This is a genomic window from Streptomyces cinereospinus (assembly GCF_042430725.1).
GTDB lineage: Bacteria > Actinomycetota > Actinomycetes > Streptomycetales > Streptomycetaceae > Streptomyces > Streptomyces cinereospinus.
In genome coordinates this window covers 1-14361 of sequence record NZ_JBHMCY010000056.1, presented here as the reverse complement: position 1 = coordinate 14361, position 14361 = coordinate 1, and the positions used below count along the sequence as shown (strand labels likewise).

Sequence of the window (14361 nt, the reverse complement as noted above, 5' to 3'; positions counted from 1 at the left end):
CCTCTTGCCGCCCGGTCGGCGAATCCGGCACTCCCGCCCCAAAGGCGTGCCCCGGGGCGCGCGCATGTGCAGAACCCCGGGGACCGGTGACCTCGGTGAGTGGTGGATGTGCAGATTCGCTGAAGCGAGGATTCCACTCACTGTCCGAAGCGGAGCGTTGTTGATCAATCACCGGCTGTATCGGCCCAGTCGTGCATAGACGGTGCCCGCGTGGGCCGCCAGGTCGCCCGTCCCTCCCTCCGGCAGGGAAACGTCGGCGAACGCCTGCCCCACGCCGACGCGTCCCGGGACGGCGCGAAGAACACGGCCGCCGCCCCCAGCACCCGGCCGCAGGCCCGCACCCCACCCCCCGCACCCGCGTCCCCGCCCGCGCCGAACCCGCCCCCGGGGGGACCGGCCGCGCCCGGCCGGGCCCGGGGCGACCGCCGCCACCGGCCGCGCCCTGCCGACCCGGACGCTCAGCCCCGTCCGGCTCGGGTACAGCCGGAACGACAGCCAGTCGCCCGGCGGGCGCAGCGCCACGAACGAGGTGCTCTGCTGGCTGAGCAGCGCGGCCCGGTACCGGTCCTCGTACACGGGATCGTTCAGCCACGGCACGGCCGCCCACAGCTGGGTACCGAGCAGCGGGCTGGTGGGGACGCCGATCAGCGTGGCCGCGGCCGGGCCGGCGTAGGTGATCCGGCCGTGCAGATCCAGCGAGCACAGCCCGTACGGCAGCCGCGCCGCCATCCGCGCCGCCTCGACCGAACCCAGCGCGCCGGCCACGCCCCCGGTCGGCGGCGCGGCGAGCAGGTCGGCCTCGGGGAGCACCGGGCGGCTCTCCTGCGCGGCCCGTTCCAGCCGCACGGCGAGCCGTTCGCAGGCCGCGGTCAGGTGCTCCCGTTCCCGGTCGGTCAGCTGGTGCGGATGGGCACCGGGCCAGGTCACGAAGACCGCCCCGTACACCTGGGTGGCGGTCGCCACCGGCAGCGCGGCGAGCGCGAAGGCGTAGGGCAGGACCACGGCGACGCGCGGATAGCGGCGCGCCATGTCCTCCTCGCCGCCCACCCAGACCAGCCGCCGGTCGCGCACCGCCTGGGCGACCGGAATGGGGGCGCCCACCCCGACCCGCTCCCAGGGCGCCGCGAACGCCCGGGGCATCCCCGCCATCACCGCCATCTCCAGGACGGAGCCGTCGGGGTTCATCAGGTAGACCGCACCGGCGTGGGCGTTGACGCCGTCCATCATCGTGGCCAGCGCCAGCGACATCAGGGGGCCGCTCGAGGGCGCCTCGCGCGGCGCCGGCGCCTGACCGTCGGGCACGCCGACCACCTCCTCGCAGCGCCGCGGGACGAGTCCCAGGGCTCAAATCTCCCTCGCTCCGGCCCGCCGCGCGCGGCGAGCGCGGCGAGCGCCCCAACGGCGGGGCACCGGCGGCTACGGGGAAAAACCACTACATACCCCGACCTTCCCGAGCCATGCCCCCGAAGTCGATGCGTGTGGTGGAGCACGGGCGGAGCTCGCGCGCCCCCGCGCATCCCGTTGGCCGGATTTCCGTCCCCCGGTGAGGCGATGTCGGCCAAGAATGGGGCACGCGCTCAAGGCCATGACCGGCGACGGCAAGTGGAAGGAACATCGGTGATCCGGGTACTTCTGGTGCACGAGGCGTGTCTGATGCGATCCATCCTGGCGGACTGGTTGCGCCGCGAACCTGACCTGGGGGTTTACGACACCCCCTGGTCCGGCGCGGCCGGCCGGCTGCGGTCCGTGCAGCCGGACGTCTGCGCGGCGGACCTGGACCGCGAGGACCACGACGGCATGCCGCCGCTCGGCGAGCTGACCACCGGCGGTCCGGGGCGCACGCCGCCCAGGCTGCTGGTACTGGCCAACGGCAACCGCCCCGGCCTGCTCAGACGGGCCATCGAGGCGGGCGCGCTGGGCTACGTCGACAAGGCGGGCTCGCCCGAGCGGCTGGTCCGCGCGATCCGCAGGGTGGCGAAGGGGGATCGTTTCATCGACGACTCGCTGGGGTTCGGGTTCCTCAAGGCGGCGCAGATGCCGCTGACCCGAAGAGAGCTGAGCGTCTTAGCCCTGGCCGCCGAGGGCGCCTCCGTCGCGGAGATCGCGGGGAGCCTGCACCTGTCCCACGGGACGGTGCGCAACTACATGGCGGCCATCACCCGCAAGACCGGGGCCCGCAACCGGGTCGACGCGATCCGCATCTCCCGCGGCGAGGGCTGGCTGTGACGGCGGCCGGCCGCCGGCGAGCGCGCGGTACGCCGGTGAGCGCCGCACCAGCTCGTCGTGGCTGCCGCAGGCGGTCCGCGGCCCGTCCATGAGCAGCACCCGGTCGGCGCGGCGGGCCGAGCCGAGGCGGTGGGCGACCACCACCAGGGTCCCGCCCGGCCGGGCCGCGAACGCCCGCTCCGCGCGCTCCTCCGCCTCCGGGTCCAGATGGCAGGTCGCCTCGTCCAGCAGGGCGAGCGGCGCGTACGACAGGTAGGCCCGGGTGAGCGCGATCAGCTGGCGCTCACCCGCCGACAGCGCGGCCGGATCCACCACGGCGTCCGGCCCGCCGAGCGCGTCGAGCAGGGGCGCGAGCCCTACCGCCTCGGCCGCGGCGAGCAGTTCCTCCTCCGGGACCGGCTCGGGCCGGAGGTGGCCCAGGTTCTCGGCGAGGGTGCCGCCGTGCACGTAGGCCTCCTGCGGGATCAGGACCCGCCGGGCGGCCGCCGCCGGTCCGGGAACGGGGTGCCCGCAGACGTGGATCGAGCCGTGCCGCGGCGTGAGCAGGCCGGCGACCAGGGCGGTGAGCGTCGACTTGCCGATGCCGCTGGGGCCGACGACGGCCAGCCGGGAACCGGCGGGCAGCGTGAGGTCGAGGCCGTCGATCACCGGGGTGCCGGCGGGGCCGTAGGCGAACGTCAGGGAGGAGACGGCGAGGGCGGGGGACGGCCGGGTGCCGCCCCGCCGGGCCGGGGGCGGCACGGGCGTGCCCGTCCCGCTCGCGGGCCGTGCCGGCGCGGTGAGGCGGCGCAGGACGACGACCAGGCGGGAGCCGCTGGTGCCCAGGCCGTGGACCAGGTCGCGCAGGGCGGGCAGCAGGGACTGGGTGACGTAGGCGAGCGCGCCGACCAGGGCGCCGGCGGTGACGCCGCGGTCGAGCAGCAGCGGCGCCGCGGCGAGCAGCAGCACGGCCGGCAGCTGGCCGCCGACCGCGAGGGCCGCCACCCGCAGCACGGACCAGCGGGCCAGCGAGCGGGCGGCGCGCAGCTCGGCGTCGACGCGCTCCCCGACGTCCGCGGCGATCCGCGCCTCCGCGCCGGCCGCCGTGACGTCCCGCAGCCCCGGGCAGACGGCGCCCAGGTGCCCGGCGAGAGCCTCGTCGGCGGTGAGGAACGCCTCCTGCCGGCGGGCCAGTGGCCGCAGCGAGGCGAGGAACAGGCCGAGCCCGGCCGCCAGGGGCACCGCCACCACCGGCAGCAGGGCCGGCGCGAGCGAGAACAGGCCGATCAGGGCGCCCACGGTGGTGAACACGAACGAGCGCGAGACCATCACCAGGCCGGCGAAGGTGTCCCGGGCGATCTCCACCTGCTGGGTGAGCCGGGACAGCGCCCCGCCGTCCGCCTCCCGCACTCCGCGCGCGACCACCCGCTCGACGAGCCGGTCCCGGAGCGGTTCGACCAGGTCGGCGACCGCCCGGTACACCCGGCCGGTCCCGTAGGCCCCGGCCACGACCCCCACGGCCGCCACCGCGAGCCACGCCAGCCCGGTACCGGTACGTCCCGCCAGGAAGCCTGCGTCCAGCGCCCGCGCCGGCGCGTACCCCACGAGGAACGTCTGCGCCGTCTCCAGCACCGACCACGCCCCGAGCCGCACCAGCACCCGCCACCGGGCCGCCAGGAACCGCAGCCCCCGCCGGACCGGCCCGCCGGAGCGCTCGTGCCCGCTCACGCCCGCCCCCCGTCGCCGAAGACCGCCCGGTACTCCGGGTCCCGCCACAGCTCCGCGTGGCCGGCCACCGCCCGCAGCCGGCCGCCGTCCAGCCACGCCACCGCGTCGGCGCGGGCCGCCGTGGCGGCGCGGTGCGCGACGACGAGCCGGGTGGTGCGGCGCCGGGCCGTCAGGGCCCGCGTGATCTGCTGCTCCGTGACCGTGTCGAGGCTGGACAGGGCGTCGTCGAGGATCAGCAGCCGGCCGCCGTGGGCGAACGCGCGGGCCAGGCCCAGGCGCTGGGCCTCGCCGCCGGAGAGGGGGGCGTCGGCGACCGGCGTGGCGTAGCCCCGCGGCAGCCGGCGCACGAAGCCGTCGGCGCGGGCGGTGCGGGCGGCCTCGCGGATCCGGTCGGGGCCGGGGGAGGAGAGGCCGAGCGCGAGGGTGTCCTCGACCGTCGTCCCGAGCAGCGCGGGGCGTTCGAAGGCGTAGGCGACGGCGCTGCGCAGCTCCGGGTGGGTGAGGTCGCGCAGTGGCACGCCGTCGAGCAGCACCTCGCCGGCGTCCGGGTCGGCGAGGCGCCCGGCGAGCGCGGCGAGCAGGGACTTGCCGGTGCCGGACCGGCCGACCACGGCGAGGGTGGTGCCGCCGGGCACGTCGAGGTCGACGCCGTCGAGGACGGTGCGGTCGCCGAGGCGGGCGGTGACGCCGCGCATCCGCAGGCGGCCGGGGCCGGGCGGGAGCGGGCGCGTGCCGTGGGCGGGGGCGGGCCGTGCGAGCACCTCGGCGAGGCGGCCGGCGGCGGCACGGGCGCGGACCAGGCCGGACAGCCGGCCGACGAGCACGCCGACGCCCGAGGCGAGGACCGCGTACCGCGCGGCGGCCAGCACCTCGCCGACCGACAGCCGGTGCCGGGCGAGCAGGACGCCCGCGACGGCGACCACGCCCAGCTGGAGCAGCGGCGCCACGGCGACGGCCCGGCCGGCGGCCCGCCCCTGCACCCGCCACATGCGGTGGCCCGCGCGGGCCAGCTCGGGCAGCGGCCGCAGCACGCGTGCCGCCTCCCGGTCCGCGGTACCGGCCGCGGCGATGGTGCGGTGGCCGGCGACCGCCTCGGCGAGCGCGGACGCGATCCGCCCCTGCGCGCGCTGGTAGTCGGTGGCGCACTCGGCGGTGTCACGGGCCAGGGAGCGCAGCAGGAGCGCCAGCACCGGTGCCCCGACGAGCAGCACCGCCGTCAGCCGGAAGTCGATCAGCGCCAGCGCCACCACGCCGCCCAGCGGCCCGGCGCACGCCGCCAGCAGGGCGGCGCGGGCGCCCGGCGCGGTCCCGGCCTCGGCCGCGTTGCCGACGATCCGCGCGACGAGTTCGCCGGACCCGAACCGGGTCGCGGCCCGGGGCCCCAGTGCCAGCATCCGCTCGCTCACCCGGCGTCGCAGCCAGGCGGTGGTGCGCGCGTCCACGGTCCCGGTGAGCACCGTCTCGGCGGCGTCCAGCACGGCGGTCAGCAGGACCAGCGCGGCGCAGCACAGCACCCAGCCGGTGGCGGGGCCGCCCGCCAGCAGGGTGTCCAGGGCCCGGCCCAGCGCGGCGGGCAGCAGCAGGCCCGCCCCGGTGGCGGCCGTGCCCGCCAGGCCCAGCGCCACGCACCGCGCCCCGCTGTGCCGTCCGGCCGGGCGCAGCAGGTCCGGGGCGCCTGCGTCCGGCCGCGTCGTCAGTCCTGCCATGGGAGCGACCGCCTCGTGGACGGACCCCGGGCGGCCCCTCCCTCGCGGGAGTGGCCGCCCGGAGCCGCGGGGTGCCGGAGATCAGAGGCAGAGCGCGATGCTCGCCGCACTCACACAGGAGAGCAGGCTCAGGGTGCTCTGGGCGCCGGTGTACTCCTCGGACTCCATCGTCTGCAGGTCGAGCAGTGCCATCTTCGTGTCCTTTCATCCATGGGGACGGGGTGGTGTCACGACTCCGACGGATCGCGGAGCCGCGTCTGTGAGGGCCGCCGGCCCGGCGGCGGCAGGAACGGCAGGTGCGCCGCGGCCGGGTCGCCGAGGGCGGCGCCGAGCGCGAGCAGGCAGCCCGCCGTTCCGGTGGCGAGGTCCATGGACAGCCGCATCATCTGGTGGCCGGGGAAGGCGAGCTGGCCCTGGTACGCCATCGCGTACCAGCCGAGCCCGGCGACCTGTGCGTCCAGCCGTTCGCGGGCGGCGCCCGGCGCGGTGGTGCGGCTGAGGTGCAGGACCATCCCGGCGCGGCCCTGGAACAGTCCGGGCTGCGCGTAGAAGCGGGAGGCGGCCGCGGTGAGGATGCCGGCCCGGGCACGCTCGAACTCGCCGGTCTCGTCGGCGGCGTGGGCGAGGTAGTCGTCGAGGACCATGCCCAGGCCCACACTGCCGTCGCCGAGGTACGGCATGGTCCGCCAGCCCTCGTCGACCTCCAGGGAGCCGCCCTTCTGCACGACGCAGCAGTCCAGGTCCCGGCGCAGCGCCGTCCCGGCCGCGGCCAGCAGCCCCGGCTCGCCGGTCCGCTCGTGGCGGCGCAGCAGGAACAGCGCCGGCCCGCTCATGCCGCGCAGCAGCCCGGCCCGCCGGCGCGGGGTGTCCGGCACCGGCTCGGCGAGCCGTTCCACGAGGATCCGGGCGGCCTCGTCGGCCCGCTCGGCCAGCCGCCGCTCGCCGGTGGTCTCCGCGAGATGGCCCAGGACCAGGCCCAGGCCGGCCAGCCCGCCGTGCAGGTCGGAGGCGAGCTTCTGCCACCGCTCGCGCAGCACCACGTCGATCAGGTCCACGGCCCGCTCACGGTGCCCGAGCCGGTCCAGGGCCAGGGCGACACCCGCCAGCCCGTCGTACAGGCCGAGCGGCGTGCCCAGCGGCGGCGGGTCGGTGCGGGCCAGCAGCCAGCGCTCGCCCTCCTCGTAGCGTTCGGCGCCGGTCTGCGCCAGCGCGTACAGCACACCGGCGGCACCGTGGGCGAGGCCGAGGCCGCCGCCGTCGGAGAACTGGGTGATGTCGCCGGGGAAGAGCCGGTCGGTGCGGTCGGGGGTGGCGGAGGCGAGGATCGCCTTCACCATCGAGTCGCGGCTGTGCGGCCAGTCCCCGGGCCGGACGAGCGGCGTGGACGCCGCGGGCCGGGCGGCCCCCCGGGTGATCTCCGCGACCGCCTCGTCCAGGAAGGCCCTGGGCACGTCGGGGAACTGCTCCGCGATGACGTCCGCCAGGTGGGCGGCCTTGCCCCGGTCGACCACGAACAGCGTGGTGATCGGCAGGAACAGGGCCAGCCGCAGACAGGCCAGCGCGTAGCGGTCGACGTCCGCGCCCCGGCGGTCCGGCGGCGCGAAGAAACCCGGGTGGGCGACGACCTGGCGGCCGTTCTCGCTGACGGGCGCCGCGGCCTCGAAGTCGATCAGGTGGACGGTCTCCTCGTCCGGCCCCACCATGATGTTGAAGACGTGCAGGTCGTTGAAGACGATCCCGCGCGCGTGCACCGCCTGCACCGCCCGCTCGACCGCCCCGTGGACGCGCAGCGCCCACGCCGTGTAGTCGGCGACGGCCCGCGGGTCCGGGTCGGGGCCGAGCAACGGGTGCCGCTCGGCGAAGAAGGAGTTCAGCGGGCGGCCCTCGACGAAGTCCATGACCAGGAACCGGTGGTCGCCGAGCGTGAACCAGTCGCGCACCTCGGGCACCACCCCGGTGCCCGCCACCCGCTCCAGGGCGTCCTTCTCCCGCTCCAGCCGCGCGATGGCGTCCGCGCCGTCGGCGGCCAGCCCGGCGTGCGGCCGGCCCTCCTTGAGCACCACCTTGCGCCCGTCGCGGGTGTCGGTGCCGACGTACACCCCGCCCCCGTTGGAGAAGTGCAGCGCCTTCTCGATCCGGTACGGCAGGTCCGCGACCGTGGTGGTGTTGCGGGCCGCCAGCTGCGGCTCCAGGAAGGCGGGCAGCGTCACCCAGTCGGGGACCTGGAAGGACGGCGCCCGCCGGTCCGGGACCAGCCGGCCCTCCCCGTCGCGCACCGCCGGCACCAATGAGCCGCGCTCGTCGACGACGAAGGACCGCGCGAAGGCGCCGTAGCGCACGTACAGCGGACCGTCGTTCCAGCGCAGGTCGGTGAGGATGTACGGCCCTTCGAAGCCGCGCAGCAGGTCGCCCAGCTCGCGCAGGACCAGGTGCAGCTGCTCCTCGTCGGCCGGGTAGAGGGTGACGAACTTGCCGCTGCCGTCGCGCGGGGCGTACTTGGTGTTGCGCAGGTGCAGCAGGTGGGGGCCCGGGACGAACTTGAACGGGATGCGGCGGGGCACGCAGTAGTCCCACACGATCGCCGCGATCCGGTCCGCGTCCGCCCGGGTGGCGGAGGCGTGGATCTTCCAGCCCTGGGCGGGCCCGGCCGCGGGACGGCCGTCCGGGCCGGACGGCGTCAGCACCAGCCAGTCGCCGACGCGCGCCGTCGTCCAGCCCTCCGGCGCCGGGCGGCGGGCCGTCTCGAACAGGGGCTCACTGCCGCCGCCGAGCCGGTCCGGTGTGTCGTAGAAGTGGCTGTCCGCCAGCGCGTACACCTCGTACCGCTTGTCCATGCCCTCCCCCTCCGTGACCGGCAACGAGCCTTCCAGCCGGCGGACGGTCCCGGACAGTCACGGCTGTCACGAGACGGCCGTGCGGTACGCATACGTAAAAACCTGTTCGACCTGTTTCGAGCGTCCCCTCCCCGCCGCTCGGCCGTTCGGCGGTCACCGCGCGTTCACAGGGCTGCGCGCGGCAGTCATCAGCGCTGTAATACGGACGTGGTCAGTGAGGGCGTTGCCGGGCGCAGGGCGAGGGTGCCGCGTGCCGAGGAGGCCCTCGCGGCGCTCCTGGCCGAGCCGGACTCCCCGGACCGCGGGCGCCGCCTGCTCGAACAGGCGCTCGTCTTCGCCCGGGCGACGTTCGCCGCCGTCTACACGCCCGGCGAGGACGGCGAACTGCTGTGCCTGGCCGACTCGGCCGGCGTGCCCAGAAGCCTGTACGGACTGCGCGACGGCTACCGGCGGGCCGGGAACTCCCCGGTGGCCGACGCCCACCACAGCGGACGCCCCGTGTGGCTCGGCCCGGGGGAGCCGGCCGGCCGCGTGGAGACCCGCCGCACCGCCGCGACGGACTTCTCGCTGGCCGCGCTGCCCACCCGGCACGACGGCGGCGCCGGCTGCCTGCTCGCCGTGAGCGAGCGGCGGGACGGCTTCGACTCCGAGGACCGCAGGTGCCTGGAACTGGTCGCCGACGCCGTCGCCGCCCCCGCGCCCGCCGCGCCCGCCACGGGCGGCGCGCTGACGCCGGGCGCGTTCAGCCTGGCCATGGACACCGGCCGGGTGGAGGTCGGCGACGGCGTCCTGGAACTGTTCGGGCTCGCCCGGGACGCGTTCGACGGCAAGGTCGAGACGCTGCTCGGCCGCACCGTGCCGGAGGACGTGCCGTCACTGATGTCCGTCGTGGAGGCCGGCCACATGACGATCGGCGAGCGCGAACTGGAGTTCCGGGTGCTCCGGCCCACCGGGCCACCCAGGTGGCTCCGGCTGCGCGGCCGGCTGCTGCCCGCCGGCGAGGGCGCACGGGCCCGGCTGTCGGGCACCGTCGACGACGCCTCCACGCTGCGCTCGGACGTCACCGACGTGGCCCGCGTGCAGCGGCTGGCCGCCGCCCTGGCCACCGCGGGCACCGTCCGCGACGTCAGCCAGGCCGTGGTCGCCGCGCTGCGCCGGCCGCTGCAGGCCGACCGGATCGCCCTCGCCGAACTGGAGCACGACCGGCTCGTCGTCACCGTGCTCGACCCGCCCCAGCCGGAGGCCTGGCCCGAGCTGTGGCGCCTGGAGTGGCGCTCCGAATGGCCCGACGCGCCCGTGCGCGCCATGCCCACCCTCGCCGCCGCCCTGCGCGACGGCCGCGCCCAGATCTGGCCCGCCGGCACCGCCCTGGAACCCGCGCTCGCCGAGGTCGGCCCCGGCGGCCTCGCGGTGCTGCCGCTGCCCGCCGGGGGCCGGATGGCCGGCGCCTGCCTGATCGGCTGGGACCACCCGCACGACTTCGGCCCCGACGAACGCGCCCTGCTCACCGCCTCCGCCGGCCTGGCGGGACAGGCCCTGATGCGTGCCCGCGCCTTCGACGCCGAGCACGAACTGGTCGGCATGCTCCAGCGCCAGCTCCTCCCGCGCCGCCTGCCCGAACTGCCCGGCGCGGTCGCCGTCGCCCGCTACCTGCCCGCGACGGCCGGCCTGGAGGTCGGCGGCGACTGGTACGACGTCATCCCGCTGCCCGACCACCACGTGGCCCTCGTGATCGGCGACGTCCAGGGCCACAGCGCGGGCGCCGCCACCCTGATGGGGCAGATGCGCACCGCCCTGCGCGCCTACGCGGTCGAGGGCCACCCGCCCGACGTCGTGGTCTCGCACGCCAACCGGCTGCTCGTCGACATGGAGACCGACCTCTTCGCCACCTGCGTCTACGTCGACGTCGACATGGAGGAGGGCTCCGCCTGGTGCGTGCGCGCCGGGCACCCGCCCCCGGTGCTGCGCCACCCCGACGGCACCACCCGCATCGCCGAGATCGAGGGCGGCCCGCCGCTCGGCGTGATGACCCAGGCCGACTACCCGATGAGCCCGCTGCGGCTCCAGCCCGGCACCCTGCTCGCCCTGACCACCGACGGCCTGGTCGAGAGCGCGGAGACCGACATCGACGAGGGCATGGCGGACTTCGCCGGCCGGCTCGCCGCCTCCGACCCCGCGCACCTCGGCCCGGTCGCCGACGGCCTGCTCGACGACGCCCACCGCGGTGACGACGTGGCGCTGCTGCTGATGCGCTACGACGGCATGGCGGTGCGCCCGCGGCGCGAGACCTGGACGGTGTGGCGGGTTCCGGAGGCGGTCCGGCACGCCCGCCGCTTCACCCGCCGCACCCTGCGGGTCTGGGGCGTGCACGCGCCCGCCGACGCCGTCCTGCTGGTCGTCTCGGAACTGGTCACCAACGCCCTGGTGCACACCGACGGACCGGTCCGCCTCGACCTCACGCTCGTCGGCGACCGGCTGCGCGTCGCCGTGGCCGACACCTCGCCGCGCACCCCCGTCAAGCCCACCAGCATCGGCTGGGAGGCCACCGGCGGCCGCGGCCTGCTGCTCGTCGAGGCCATGTCGGCGCTCTGGGGCACGGTGCCGGTCAGCGGCGGCAAACAGGTGTGGAGCGAACTCCTCCTGGACCGCTGACCCGCGTGCCGACCCGCCCGCACCGGGTACCCGGGGGCCGAGGAACAGCAGATGAGGAGAAACGTCATGGCCCAGTACGTGCGCGACATCATGACCGGCGACCCGGTGACCGTCGAACCGCAGACCTCCGTCGCGGCGGTCGCCCGGATCATGCGCGACCAGGACCTCGGCGCCGTCCTGGTCACGGACGGCGACCACCTGCGCGGCCTGGTCACCGACCGCGACCTGGTGGTGCGGTCGCTCGCCGACGGCGGCGACCCCGACGAGATCACCGTGGCCGCCGCGTGCAGCGGCGACCTGATCACCGTACGGCCCGACGAGGAGCTGGACCACGCGGTGGAGCTCATGCGCGAGCACGCCGTGCGCCGCATCCCGGTCGTCGAGGAGGACCACCCGGTGGGCATCGTCTCCCTGGGCGACCTGGCGATGGAGCGTGACCCGGAGTCGGCGCTGGGGGACATCAGCGTGGCCAAGCCCAACATCTAGCCGGCGTCCGGCGTGCCGGACGCCGCCGCTCGACGGGAGTCATTCACCGGCCGTGACCGGGTACTCGCAAGCGCATGAACCTCACCGCTTACGAAGTAGCCGCAGCCGGTTCCGCCGCCGGGTTCGTCGCCGTGCTCCTCGGTGGCGTCGTCGTCACCGCGGTGCTGATCTGGGCCGTGCTGCTCGGCATCAAGGTCCGCAAGCGCGAGCCCCGGCGCCCCCGGCCCGACGAGCAGCCCACGCTGCCGGCCTCCGGCGCGGTCCACGAGACCCGGGAGCAGCGCACCCCGCAGGAGGTGGCCGGGGACGAACGGCTCACCCCGCACACCCTCCGGCCCTCCGGCGGCACGCGCAGCGGGGACCAGCGCCGGCCCCGCTGGGACAGCGGGTCGAGCGGTTCGTTCGGCAGCGGCGGTCCCGGCGGCGCCTGACCGGCACGCCGTTTGCCGGTGGCGGACACGGGGACTCGGTCACCAGTTCGACACAGCCGTACGGGCCGCGCGAGCGCCGTACAGACGTCACGAGCCGTGCGAGCCCCGCGGCTGTGCGACGAACCGTACGCACCCCGAGGAGACACAGAAGGAAGAGGTCGCGTCGTGACCACGTCCACCAGTGACGAACCCGTCGTCCGCCGCCCGGAGACCGGCTGGTCCACAGCCCGGCGGCTGCGCCTGAGGAGCGAACTGCGCACCTGGCTCCCGGCCGTGGAGAGCCCGGACGGACCACGGGCCCCGCACTCCGCCCCGGAGGGGAACATCGTGCGGGGTGAGGACTGAGCACCCGCGTGGCCCGGCCTCCGCCGCGCCCCCGCCCTACGCTGGGTGCGTGCGCCTGCTGCTGATGTCCGACACCCACCTGCCCAAGCGCGCCAAGGTGCTGCCGGACCCCCTGCTCGCCCTGCTCCCGCACGCCGACGTGGTCTTCCACGCCGGCGACTGGGTCGACACGGCCACCCTCGACCTGCTGGAGAGCCGCTGCCGCCGGCTCATCGGCGTGTACGGCAACAACGACGGCCCGGACCTGCGCGCCCGGCTCCCCGAGGTGGCCTACGCCGAGCTCGGCGGCCTGCGCTTCGGCGCCGTCCACGAGACGGGCCCCGCCCAGGGCCGCGAGGCCCGCTGCGCCGCCCGCTTCCCCGACCTGGACGTGCTGGTCTTCGGCCACAGCCACATCCCCTGGGACACCACGGCCGCCACCGGGCTGCGGCTGCTCAACCCCGGTTCCCCGACCGACCGCCGGCGCCAGCCCCACTGCACCTGCATGACCGCCACCGTCACCGGCGGCCGGCTCACGGACGTGACCCTGCACCGGCTGCCACGGCGCTGATCCGGCCGACGCCGGGCGCCCCCGGCACGGTGCCCTTCACCGCGGTGGCGGATGGACGGCGCCCTCCGTCACCGTCAGCGGCGCCCCGCTGCCGCCCCAGCGCAGGGCCACGATCTCCGCGGCGACCGACACGGCCACCTCCTCCGGGGTCCTGGCACCGAGGTCGAGCCCGATCGGCGAGCGCAGCCGGGACAGCTCCCGGGCGCCGAGCCCGGCCTCGGCGAGGTACTCGGCGCGCTCCCGGTGGGTACGGCGGCTGCCCATCGCCCCGACGTACGCGGCGGGCCGGCGCAGGGCCTCCTCCAGCAGCGGCACGTCGAACTGCGGATCGTGCGTCAGCACGCAGATCACCGTGCGCTCGTCCGTCGCGGTGCCGCGCAGATAGCGGTGCGGCCAGTCGGCGACCACCTCCACGCCGGGCGGGAAGCGCTGCGGCGAGGCGAAGACCGGGCGGGCGTCGCAGACGGTGACCCGGTAGCCGAGGAAGTCACCGATCCGGGCCACCGCCGCCGCGTAGTCGATCGCGCCGAAGACCAGCATCCGCGGCGGCGGCGCGAAGGAGTGCAGGAACACCGCAACGTCGTCCTCGCGCCGCTCCCCGTGCGGCCCGTAGTGCCGCAGACCGGTGGCGCCGAGGGCGAGTTCGCCGCGCGCGTCGGCGGTGACCGCCGCGTCCAGGCCGCTCGCGCCGAGCGTGCCGGCCACCCGGTCGGGCCAGACGGCGAGCGCGGCCCCGCGCGGCGCCGGCCCGCCGGTCACCGTCGCCACCGTCACCGGGCGGCCCGCCAGGACGGACTTCGCGACCGCCCCGAACGAGGGGTCGGACTCGGGGGTGACCGGCCGGACCAGCACGGTGATCTCGCCGCCGCAGGTGAGTCCCACCGCGAACGCGTCCGCGTCACCGTACCCGAACGTCTCCAGCCGTGCCGCGCCGCTCGCCACCACGTCCTGGGCGAGTTCGAACACCGCCCCCTCGACGCAGCCCCCCGACACACTGCCGACCACCTCGTCGTCCGGGCCCACCGCCATGGCCGTCCCCGGCTCGCGGGGCGCGCTGCGGCTCACCTCCACCACGGTGGCCAGGCCGAACGGGACCCCGGCCGTGTACCAGCGGTGCAGCGCCGGAAGGATGTCACGCATGCCTCGACCCTCCCACGGTCGGGCGTTTCTCCAGGGCCGCGCCGCCCCGCCCTTCGCCGCACGGCACCCGACCGGCCGTCACATCGGGAGAGGCCACCCGTGCGCGCCGCGTCCCGCTCCCGTCGAACGTCCCGCCGAACCGGCCGGAGCACCCGTCGTGCAGGGGCGGCCGCGGCTCGGCGCCGCAGCCCCCGCCCCGCCACCACCCGGCCCCACCCGTCCTCCCCGCGGATCCGCGCGCCCAGCGCCCCGCCCGCCGCCGGTGGCCGCCTCCCGCGTGGCCC

Annotated in this window: 10 protein-coding genes and 2 pseudogenes; 6 read left to right on the top strand and 6 right to left on the bottom strand. The window is 76.6% G+C overall.

Annotated elements, in window-relative coordinates; all coding sequences use genetic code 11:
- Nucleotides 1-387 precede the first annotated feature (387 nt).
- Nucleotides 388-1311, bottom strand: a pseudogene (locus tag ACFF45_RS25170) (PAS domain-containing protein); the annotation flags it as partial.
- A gap of 240 nt (nt 1312-1551) precedes the next feature.
- Between ACFF45_RS25170 and ACFF45_RS25165 the strand changes: the two are divergent.
- A pseudogene (locus ACFF45_RS25165) lies at nt 1552-2142 on the top strand (LuxR C-terminal-related transcriptional regulator); the annotation flags it as partial.
- On the opposite strand, the gene ACFF45_RS25160 reads toward ACFF45_RS25165, so the two are convergent.
- The 4 genes from ACFF45_RS25160 to lanKC form a co-directional block, all read right to left on the bottom strand.
- Nucleotides 2065-3933, bottom strand: coding sequence for an ATP-binding cassette domain-containing protein (locus ACFF45_RS25160; protein ID WP_381348727.1), 1869 nt, complete (start codon nt 3931-3933; stop codon nt 2065-2067). The pseudogene ACFF45_RS25165 and the gene ACFF45_RS25160 overlap by 78 nt on opposite strands.
- Nucleotides 3930-5639, bottom strand: coding sequence for an ABC transporter ATP-binding protein (locus ACFF45_RS25155; RefSeq protein ID WP_381348726.1), 1710 nt, complete (start codon nt 5637-5639; stop codon nt 3930-3932). Before ACFF45_RS25155 ends, ACFF45_RS25160 begins: the two co-directional genes overlap by 4 nt.
- 81 nt (nt 5640-5720) lie before the next feature.
- Nucleotides 5721-5831, bottom strand: a complete 111-nt coding sequence (locus ACFF45_RS25150; RefSeq protein WP_381348725.1) for a SapB/AmfS family lanthipeptide — start codon at nt 5829-5831, stop codon at nt 5721-5723.
- A gap of 35 nt (nt 5832-5866) precedes the next feature.
- Nucleotides 5867-8473, bottom strand: coding sequence for a class III lanthionine synthetase LanKC (lanKC, locus tag ACFF45_RS25145; RefSeq protein ID WP_381348724.1), 2607 nt, complete (start codon nt 8471-8473; stop codon nt 5867-5869).
- A gap of 207 nt (nt 8474-8680) precedes the next feature.
- Between lanKC and ACFF45_RS25140 the strand changes: the two genes are divergently transcribed.
- The 5 genes from ACFF45_RS25140 (at nt 8681) to ACFF45_RS25120 (ending at nt 12937) form a co-directional block, all read left to right on the top strand.
- Nucleotides 8681-11125: a SpoIIE family protein phosphatase gene (locus ACFF45_RS25140; protein WP_381348723.1), complete on the top strand. Its 2445-nt coding sequence runs from the start codon at nt 8681-8683 to the stop codon at nt 11123-11125.
- Between the two features lie 66 nt (nt 11126-11191).
- Complete coding sequence (locus tag ACFF45_RS25135) at nt 11192-11611, top strand: CBS domain-containing protein (protein ID WP_381348763.1); 420 nt, start codon at nt 11192-11194, stop codon at nt 11609-11611.
- A 74-nt stretch (nt 11612-11685) separates the two neighbouring features.
- Entirely contained in the window at nt 11686-12042 is a 357-nt protein-coding gene (locus tag ACFF45_RS25130) for a DUF6479 family protein (protein ID WP_381348722.1), read from the top strand.
- A gap of 165 nt (nt 12043-12207) precedes the next feature.
- Nucleotides 12208-12387 carry a hypothetical protein gene (locus tag ACFF45_RS25125; protein ID WP_381348721.1) on the top strand — a complete coding sequence of 60 codons (180 nt, stop codon included), beginning with the start codon at nt 12208-12210 and terminating at the stop codon, nt 12385-12387.
- 49 nt (nt 12388-12436) lie between these two features.
- Nucleotides 12437-12937 carry a metallophosphoesterase family protein gene (locus ACFF45_RS25120; protein WP_381348720.1) on the top strand — a complete coding sequence of 167 codons (501 nt, stop codon included), beginning with the start codon at nt 12437-12439 and terminating at the stop codon, nt 12935-12937.
- Between the two features lie 36 nt (nt 12938-12973).
- Here ACFF45_RS25120 and ACFF45_RS25115 read toward each other — a convergent pair whose 3' ends face one another.
- Nucleotides 12974-14077 carry an XdhC family protein gene (locus ACFF45_RS25115; protein ID WP_381348719.1) on the bottom strand — a complete coding sequence of 368 codons (1104 nt, stop codon included), beginning with the start codon at nt 14075-14077 and terminating at the stop codon, nt 12974-12976.
- Nucleotides 14078-14361: the final 284 nt, after the last annotated feature.